The following is an 8,418-nucleotide window of genomic DNA, read 5'->3' as shown; positions in this document are numbered from 1 at the left end:
ACAGAAAAAAGTAGCCAGAAGCCTCGTGCCTTGGGCAGCGGGAGCAACTGGGTAGGGGCGCTTTGACTTCGCCTGCAAGAGTCCGATTCTGGGCTGCTTGTGAATCTCCGTCTCTTTAGAGCGGGGAGAGTCAAACTATTCCTCTGTCAAGATAATTTTTAGGGGTAGGCAATCCCAAAAAGCATTTCCCTAAAATCCAAGTTACAAAAATATATCCATCATTTCCAAATTGATAGACTACTATATTTATTTGAGAAAGTAAAAACTAAATTATATTATAGTGCCACATTATCCTGTACTAGGATCAATGAAATACCCATCATAATTACAGCGTTGGGGTAGGTACTTCACATCGCAAAACCCACTCTGCTTTTCTCGTGACTACTATATAGTTAAAAACTTGTACAGTAGATTCAGAAATCAAGCTCCAGGGATGGGATTATAGAACTAGAACACCAGGTGAATAATAATCGTACTGTTTCAGATACTAAGAAAGCCTTTTATAACTTTCACACCCGTCCTATTAACTCAATATATAATCGGGTAGTTGAAGAGTTGCTAGTGGAAATGCACCTGATTTCGGTTAATGCTAATTATAGCTATAACCCATTTTATGGTTTGGGTGTAGTTACAGCTTATGACCGTTTTATGCAGGGATATTCTCCAGAGCAGGACAAAATTTCAATTTTTAATGCTTTGATTCAAGCACAAGAGGAAGATCCCAACAAATACCGTACTGATGCTAAAGGATTAGAAGATTTAGCTCGGCAACTATCAGCATCGGATATGCTTTCTTGGATTTGTTTATCAAACAATATAGACAATACTCAATATTTGCAAGATTATTTAAGAGGTATTTCTGAGAACTCAAAATTTAGGTATAGTCGCTTATTTGCTATAGGTTTATTTACTTTACTAGAAATAGTAGATACAGAATTCATCAAGGAACAAGAGAAGCGCACAGAGGCACTGAAGAAAGTTTGCCAAGCTTTAAACTTACTAGAAGAAAAGTTATTAAAGGATATAGATTTGTATCTTAGTAACTTGGAGAGAATAGCTCAAGCTCGTAGTGCTATGGAAGATACCCTTGAAGCAGCGAAGAAAAAACGGGAACAACGTAGGTTAGAAAAAGAGAACATTTCTACTACTGCCAATAATACCTCAGAAGATAGTGAATAAAGAAACTGATTGAATTACTAAAGCTTAATAATTTAATTTTCTCTTGTCATAAAATATTAGATTTTTAATTTATGAATTGAGATAATTTTTCTCTCAGAATAGATAGAGGAAAAGATGAGAAAATGATAGTATAGAATAGCAAACTTTGATGAATATATAATTGCTAAAATTTTTATATCCTAAAGACTGATTTTATAGGTATAAAAAATTCAGTATAAACATAGGAGTAGAGGATGCCAATTAAACATTCATACTCNTTTTCGGCTTTGTTTTATATATAATTGCTAAAATTTTTATATCCTAAAGACTGATTTTATAGGTATAAAAAATTCAGTATAAACATAGGAGTAGAGGATGCCAATTAAACATTCATACTCCTATTTTTTTTGTTTAAAATTATCAATCTTTTACTTCTCAGAACTAACTTGATTTCCTCATCTAAATAAGGTATAAGCAGTTAATTATGAAATCAATTATAGGGTTTTTCAAACTTATGAGGTACACAAGCTCTTTAATTTCTTTTCTATTCCCTCCATACCAGTTAAGTGTTCCCTAAAACCTAAAATTTTGTACCTCACGCTTCTTGGGAATTGCTATATGCTATTTTTCATAGTCTGTAGCTAGAGAATTGAGCAAGTTACTAAGTTGTGTGCTCACATCAGGTGAGTTGCCAAAAGCTGTAGGGTTAATTGGTTGTCGATTAATATTTTGATCTATAGCTTCACTTACCTGTTTAGAAATCAAATTTTGAAGCTCATCCTTAGCTTTAGACCTTTGAAACTGAGCGCCTTCCTCAGTAGTAGCATACAAAGGAGGAAGTCTATTCAGAGCATAAGCTGCAATATCTCCCACATCAAGAGTTTGATCGCTACTGGCCTCAATCTCTGCTACCCTTGCTATTGCCTCAGATAATACTAACTCCTCCATCACATTGATAAATTGTTTACGAGGTAAGACAACTACTTCTCCTGTTAGCAAAGCTCCCATCAAACGGTCAAGGGCCATATATTCCTCAATCGATAATTCAGAAGCCGTATTACAGATTCGTCCTACCTCTGCTTCCATAGAAGGTGTTAAATAACCATCTTGTAAAGCTTGTTCAACAATTCTTTCTATACTCATAACTTTTGTGTAAGTTTATTGATAATAATTTTCCAATAAAATCTCTAGCTTAATAATTAGAATAAGGTGATAAGTTCATCAAAGTCAATATCAACAATATCAATAATGACTTTACTATTCAAAGAATAATTAAAAAATTACAGATATATTTATTCTATAGAAAAAAAATTTCTGTACTAAAAATTTTTCCATAGTTTGACTCTAATAACTAGAGAGAATTTATTCAATACCATTGTATCGCCAAGGAACCGGATCTACAGCTTGACCATGTACATATAATCCCCAGTGAAGATGAGGACCTGTAGATGCTCCTGTAGATCCTACAGTACCAATTTGCTGGCCAGCTTTCACCAGATCGCCCTCCCTGACATTAACACTACTCAAATGGATAAAAATACTGGTTACTCCTTGACCATGATCGAGACCTACAGTATTACCATGAATTTCAAAACCTTGAGATTCTAATCCCACTAGAGAAATACGACCAGCAGCAGGAGCTACAACAGGGGAACCATTGTAGTCTGCATAATCTACTCCTCGATGATAATAATTCTCAGCAAACTTTCCATTATAATACCTGCGCACTCCGTAGATGGTGCTAACTGGACCATTATTAGGGCGAAGAAAGGGACCATTCCAAAATTTTTGTGGGGTTACAAGTTGTTTAAATGCTGCTACTCTGTCAAATTCTAAGTCTGTTCCACGAAGAGATTCTTTGTCAGGAGGCAACCAAATAGATTGAGTAGGAAAANGGACTTCAAACGGGGAACCATTGTAAGCTGCATAAACTTCTCCTCGATGGTAATTATTCTCAGCAAACCTTCCATTATAAATCCTGCGCACTCCGTAGATGGTGCTAACTGGACCATTATTAGGGCGAAGAAAGGGACCATTCCAAAATTTTTGTGGGGTTACAAGTTGTTTAAATGCTGCTACTCTGTCAAATTCTAAGTCTGTTCCACGAAGAGATTCTTTGTCAGGAGGCAACCAAATAGATTGAGTAGGAAAAGAGCGATTTTGCAAGTTAACATTTAGATTTTGTATACCTGTGTCAGTAGTCACTTGCAGTTGTCGCAGGCCAGATTTATCTAAAGGAGTTGTGGGCAATAATGCTCGAAATCTATTTTGTCCAATAGAAAATAAGGGGTAAGTTTTTCCATCCATACTAACCTTGGGAGTTGAGATATTTCTATCTGGTTGCTGAATCACAACAGATATGGTATCTCCCAGTTGTGGGTTAGTGGGAGTTACCTGTACAGTTTGACTAAAACCAGGTATGACTACTACAAAAATTGCTGTAACAGTAGCCAAGATTAAACTATGGATAAACTGTTTAATTTTAACTGATAAAAACATTAATTATTTATATTTTTAAATTCTTCAGATCGAACGAATAAATAAAAATTTATTTTTTTTATCCATATAGATTTAGATATCTCTGATAACGTAAGCACTCAGCCGTCAGCCATAAGCTATCAGCTATTGCTTCTAGTTAAGGATAAAAGCTTTATTAATTGTCTTACTACGAAAGTTAGCTTCTTCACCCTTAAAATCTATATTAATTTCAACACTTTAGTGTTGTTGCTGAGACCTGACAGCTAATAGCTGTTTGCGCAGCATTCCGTAGGAAATGCTTACCTGATAACTAATCTCAAAACACTATAAAAAGGTTATTGCGAGCTTAATTTACAAAAAAATTAAGGTATACAGCTTTCTATTTAAAGATAAAAAAGTGCTATAGCAATCTTATTTCAATTGGAATATTTTTGTGGTAGTTAGGACTCAGGAGGTAGAAGTCATAATTTTCAAGGTTTTTCCTCAATTTTAACTATCTTAACTATTATAAAAATTATCACAAATCATTTAGGATTGCTANGGAATATTTTTGTGGTAGTTAGGACTCAGGAGGTAGAAGTCATAATTTTCAAGGTTTTTCCTCAATTTTAACTATCTTAACTATTATAAAAATTATCACAAATCATTTAGGATTGCTATAGGATATTTGCTTATATTCAATTCCGTTATGGTTTTTCTTGAGGTAATTATCCATTATCAATTAATGAAGGAGATTTTTATTATTCAAGTAAGACTATTTTAGTATTAATTAAGGGAACTCTTGCTCCCACTTTGACAATTTTTAAATCATCAACTAATAAAGCATTCATTATCTTACATAAAACATCAAGAATGTCAAATTTAAAAATTATTATTAGTTAATTAAAAAGTTTAATACTGACCATAAAATCAGGTCTCAAACCTTCTACTTGAATAGGAAATGATAACTGATAACTGGAATGACTACTACAGTAAATAGAATAGCTGAATTTTTACCTTGGAGTTAATATATCTTTACAAGATAGTAATTTTGATAAAAATCCGTGCAAGAAGACTTCAGGTTAATTATAGACTTAGTATTAGTTCTAACAGCAGCAGCAGCAGGAGGACTATTCGCATCACTCTTACGACAGCCAGCTTTATTAGGTTATCTGTTAGGTGGGATTATTGTTGGACCAGCAGGATTTGGTTTAATTAAAGAACTCATTCAAGTAGAAACTTTAGCTCAATTAGGGGTAGCTTTTTTACTATTTGCTTTGGGAGTAGAATTTTCCCTGGCAGAATTGAGAAAAGTCCAAGCAATTAGCCTCGGTGGTGGTGGACTACAAATTATCTTTACTATTTTAGTCACAACATTAGTTTCTGTGGGGGTAGGGTGGGTATCCTCTCCAGTCCAAGGAGTATTTTTAGGGGCAATACTATCTCTATCTTCAACAGCAGTGGTACTGAAATGTTTGATGGAGCGGAATGAGACATCTACATCCCACGGCCAAGTTATGTTGGGAATTTTAGTAGTCCAAGATTTAGCTTTGGGATTAATGTTAGCTGTTTTACCTGCTTTAAACCAACCTCCAGAAATTATTGGTATTGCAGTAGGGCGATCGCTTCTGGAAATAGGTATATTTGCTCTGGGTGCTATAGCAGCAGGAATTTGGGTAATTCCTTCGTTACTAAGATTTTTGGCAAAAACTGAAAGTCGGGAATTATTTTTACTGGGAGTTGTGGCATTGTGTTTAGGAATAGCTCTCCTGACTGAATATTTAGGTTTTTCTATTGAAATGGGAGCTTTTGTAGCGGGTTTAATGATATCTGAAGTAGAATATGCTGACCAAACTCTAACTTATGTGGAACCTATTCGAGATATATTTGCAGCTCTATTTTTTGTAGCGATAGGGATGTTAATAGATCCATTTTTCCTGTGGAGTCATCTAGAAATAATCCTGGGTTTAGTGTTTCTCGTTTTAGTAGGAAAATTTTTGATTGTTACTCCTATTGTGAGAATTTTTGGTTATCCTCTGAAAACGGCAATTTTATCAGGTTTAGGTTTAGCTCAAATAGGNCTATTCGAGATATATTTGCAGCTCTATTTTTTGTAGCGATAGGGATGTTAATAGATCCATTTTTCCTGTGGAGTCATCTAGAAATAATCCTGGGTTTAGTGTTTCTCGTTTTAGTAGGAAAATTTTTGATTGTTACTCCTATTGTGAGAATTTTTGGTTATCCTCTGAAAACGGCAATTTTATCAGGTTTAGGTTTAGCTCAAATAGGAGAATTTTCTTTTGTACTTGCCAGTAAGGGACAAATATTAGGATTAGTTTCTCGTCGGGTATACTTATTAATATTGGGCACAACTGCTGTAACTTTAGTAATTACACCTTTTGTCCTGAAAATTGCCCCACAATTGTTAAATTGGGCAGAAAATTTTTCTTGGTTACAAAAGTATCTCTATGAAACGAATCAACCTAACACAGCTATCTCAGTAGATTTACCTCTACAAAATCATGTTATAGTATGTGGTTATGGAAAAGTAGGACGTAACCTAGTACAACAACTAGAAAACCATGATATTTCTTATCTGGTCATTGACCANCCTGAAAATTGCCCCACAATTGTTAAATTGGGCAGAAAATTTTTCTTGGTTACAAAAGTATCTCTATGAAACGAATCAACCTAACACAGCTATCTCAGTAGATTTACCTCTACAAAATCATGTTATAGTATGTGGTTATGGAAAAGTAGGACGTAACCTAGTACAACAACTAGAAAACCATGATATTTCTTATCTGGTCATTGACCAGTCAGAAACGGTGGCTCAAAAGTTGCGTGACAAAGATATTCCTTATCTTTATGGTAATATTTGCTCCATGCACGTCTTGGAAAGAGCTGGTGTGGATAAGGCACAAGCAATGGCGATCGCTATACCAGATGCTATGAGTACGAGACTTTGCCTGAAGCGCTCTCTAGAATTTGCCCCAGATTTGGATATAGTTGTTAAGGCTAACCGATATAAGGATATTGAATTGTTATATCAACTGGGAGCTAGGGAAGTAGTCGAACCAAATTTTGAAGCTAGTTTAGAACTTTCTAACCATCTGTTAGTTGGTATGGGAATATCGGCAAAGGTTATTCAAAAGGAAATAGAAGAAATTCGCCAAAGTCATTATCAAGCATTACGGCCTTCAATTCTAGATCCTCAAATATCTAGAGAGTTAAAAGCAGCAGTTCAAGATATGAATAGTAGATGGTNTTGGTATGGGAATATCGGCAAAGGTTATTCAAAAGGAAATAGAAGAAATTCGCCAAAGTCATTATCAAGCATTACGGCCTTCAATTCTAGATCCTCAAATATCTAGAGAGTTAAAAGCAGCAGTTCAAGATATGAATAGTAGATGGTATTCTTTACCAGAAAATTCTCCTTTGACTGGTATGACTTTGGAGGAAACTAACTTAAGGCGGTTAACGGGAGTTAGTTTAATGGCTATTCGTAGGGAGGAAGGAGAGGAAATTGATTATCCAGAAGGTCAGACAGTATTAGATATTGGTGATAAACTTTTATTAGTGGGAGAACCTTCAGAATTAGATAGTTTTGAGCGTCTGGCAAAAGGAGAAATTGCTGTACCAAAGGAAAGCACATCTTGTCAATGGTTGATTTTAACTGAGTCTAGTCCCTTTGTGGGTCAAAAATTATCTGATGTAGATTTACATGGTAAATATGCAGTAGAAATTCAGGCAATTCAACGAGAAGGAAAATTAATTCGATGGCCTCAAGGAGATACAGAAACTCAGATGGGCGATCGCTTACTTCTTTGCGGTAGTTTCCATGAACTTAGTCAAATACGGCAACTTACTATTCCCCAGTCTAAAATATATCCTGAAAAACAAAAGTTAAGTACAACTAAATAATTAATAATTAATAATTAATAATTAATAATTAATTATTATTGCTTTGCTGATTAAATATAAAAGCTTTTACAGATAAAGTTTGTAGCATTTTTAGGTATGGAAAAAGTACGAACTTTGAGGTTAAAAAGGTTCAAAAATTTAGNAATAATTAATAATTAATAATTAATAATTAATAATTAATTATTATTGCTTTGCTGATTAAATATAAAAGCTTTTACAGATAAAGTTTGTAGCATTTTTAGGTATGGAAAAAGTACGAACTTTGAGGTTAAAAAGGTTCAAAAATTTAGAATTTTTTCCTTAATATTACAGAAAAATCAAGGGATAATTCCTCCCACTACCTTCGACCTAACTCCAATTTCTCCTGACTCTGTACGGACGCCCTTATGCAACGTCCCTACCTTCTGACTGCTACCCTGACTAAAATACTTTTTCAGCTAACCCTAATTATAGTCGTTTAACTTTAGATTGAGACAAGTGTTTATTGCTATGAAAGTATTTCAGGGGAAACATTCTTTCCTTTTTAAATTAAATGACTATACCTATTTTGTAATAGTAAGGATTTGTTAAAAGGATTTTTTTTCTTTTTCCTCCAGAGAATATAGAGACTTTATACCTTACTTTTTCGGTAATTAAGTGAAAATATTTTTCTAAATGTTCTCTTTTCCCTGTTATCTAAAATCCGATTATAAAGTAATCGCAAAACTACTGATTCATTAATAAAAATATTCTCTTGAATAGGAATTATATAATTGAATAGTTTAATTGTTCAAATCTAATATTTCTCCTAACTCCTGTACGGGCGTTAACGATAGTTATGCGAAGCTAACGGCCGTTTCGCTGCGCGACATGTTTGCGGAGCATTCCGTCAGGAAAACG

General features: G+C 34.3%; 3 protein-coding genes and 4 pseudogenes. 5 read left to right on the top strand and 2 right to left on the bottom strand.

Annotation, left to right across the window (positions count from 1 at the left end; all coding sequences use genetic code 11):
- Positions 1-459: 459 nt before the first annotated feature.
- Positions 460-1,179 carry a photosystem II biogenesis protein Psp29 gene (gene psb29 / locus AFK68_RS21240; protein ID WP_094674862.1) on the top strand — a complete coding sequence of 240 codons (720 nt, stop codon included), beginning with the start codon at positions 460-462 and terminating at the stop codon, positions 1,177-1,179.
- Positions 1,180-1,779: 600 nt separating this feature from the next.
- Here psb29 and AFK68_RS21235 read toward each other — a convergent pair.
- Positions 1,780-2,301 carry a late competence development ComFB family protein gene (locus AFK68_RS21235; protein WP_094674860.1) on the bottom strand — a complete coding sequence of 174 codons (522 nt, stop codon included), beginning with the start codon at positions 2,299-2,301 and terminating at the stop codon, positions 1,780-1,782.
- A gap of 219 nt (positions 2,302-2,520) precedes the next feature.
- Positions 2,521-3,052 (bottom strand): annotated as a pseudogene (locus tag AFK68_RS21230) (M23 family metallopeptidase); the annotation flags it as partial.
- Between the two features lie 1,627 nt (positions 3,053-4,679).
- Between AFK68_RS21230 and AFK68_RS39415 the strand changes: the two are divergent.
- From AFK68_RS39415 to AFK68_RS21205, 4 genes and pseudogenes are all read left to right on the top strand, one after another.
- Positions 4,680-5,695: pseudogene (locus tag AFK68_RS39415) on the top strand (cation:proton antiporter); the annotation flags it as partial.
- Between the two features lie 45 nt (positions 5,696-5,740).
- A pseudogene (locus tag AFK68_RS45925) lies at positions 5,741-6,225 on the top strand (cation:proton antiporter); the annotation flags it as partial.
- Between the two features lie 20 nt (positions 6,226-6,245).
- Positions 6,246-6,882: pseudogene (locus tag AFK68_RS21210) on the top strand (NAD-binding protein); the annotation flags it as partial.
- 6 nt (positions 6,883-6,888) lie between these two features.
- Positions 6,889-7,539 carry a TrkA C-terminal domain-containing protein gene (locus tag AFK68_RS21205; protein WP_094674854.1) on the top strand — a complete coding sequence of 217 codons (651 nt, stop codon included), beginning with the start codon at positions 6,889-6,891 and terminating at the stop codon, positions 7,537-7,539.
- The last annotated feature ends 879 nt before the right edge of the window (positions 7,540-8,418 follow it).

The organism is Hydrocoleum sp. CS-953 (genome assembly GCF_002260545.1).
Classification (GTDB): Bacteria; Cyanobacteriota; Cyanobacteriia; order Cyanobacteriales; family Microcoleaceae; genus Trichodesmium.
The sequence above is the reverse complement of the archived record's forward strand: the minus strand, read 5'-3'. Positions and strand labels throughout refer to the sequence as shown.

Bases quoted from the DNA above. Each gene is read 5' to 3' on its own strand.
- AFK68_RS21235 (WP_094674860.1), bottom strand. From the start codon at position 2,301: ATGAGTATAGAAAGAATTGTTGAACAAGCTTTACAAGATGGTTATTTA.
- AFK68_RS21205 (WP_094674854.1), top strand. From the start codon at position 6,889: ATGGGAATATCGGCAAAGGTTATTCAAAAGGAAATAGAAGAAATTCGC.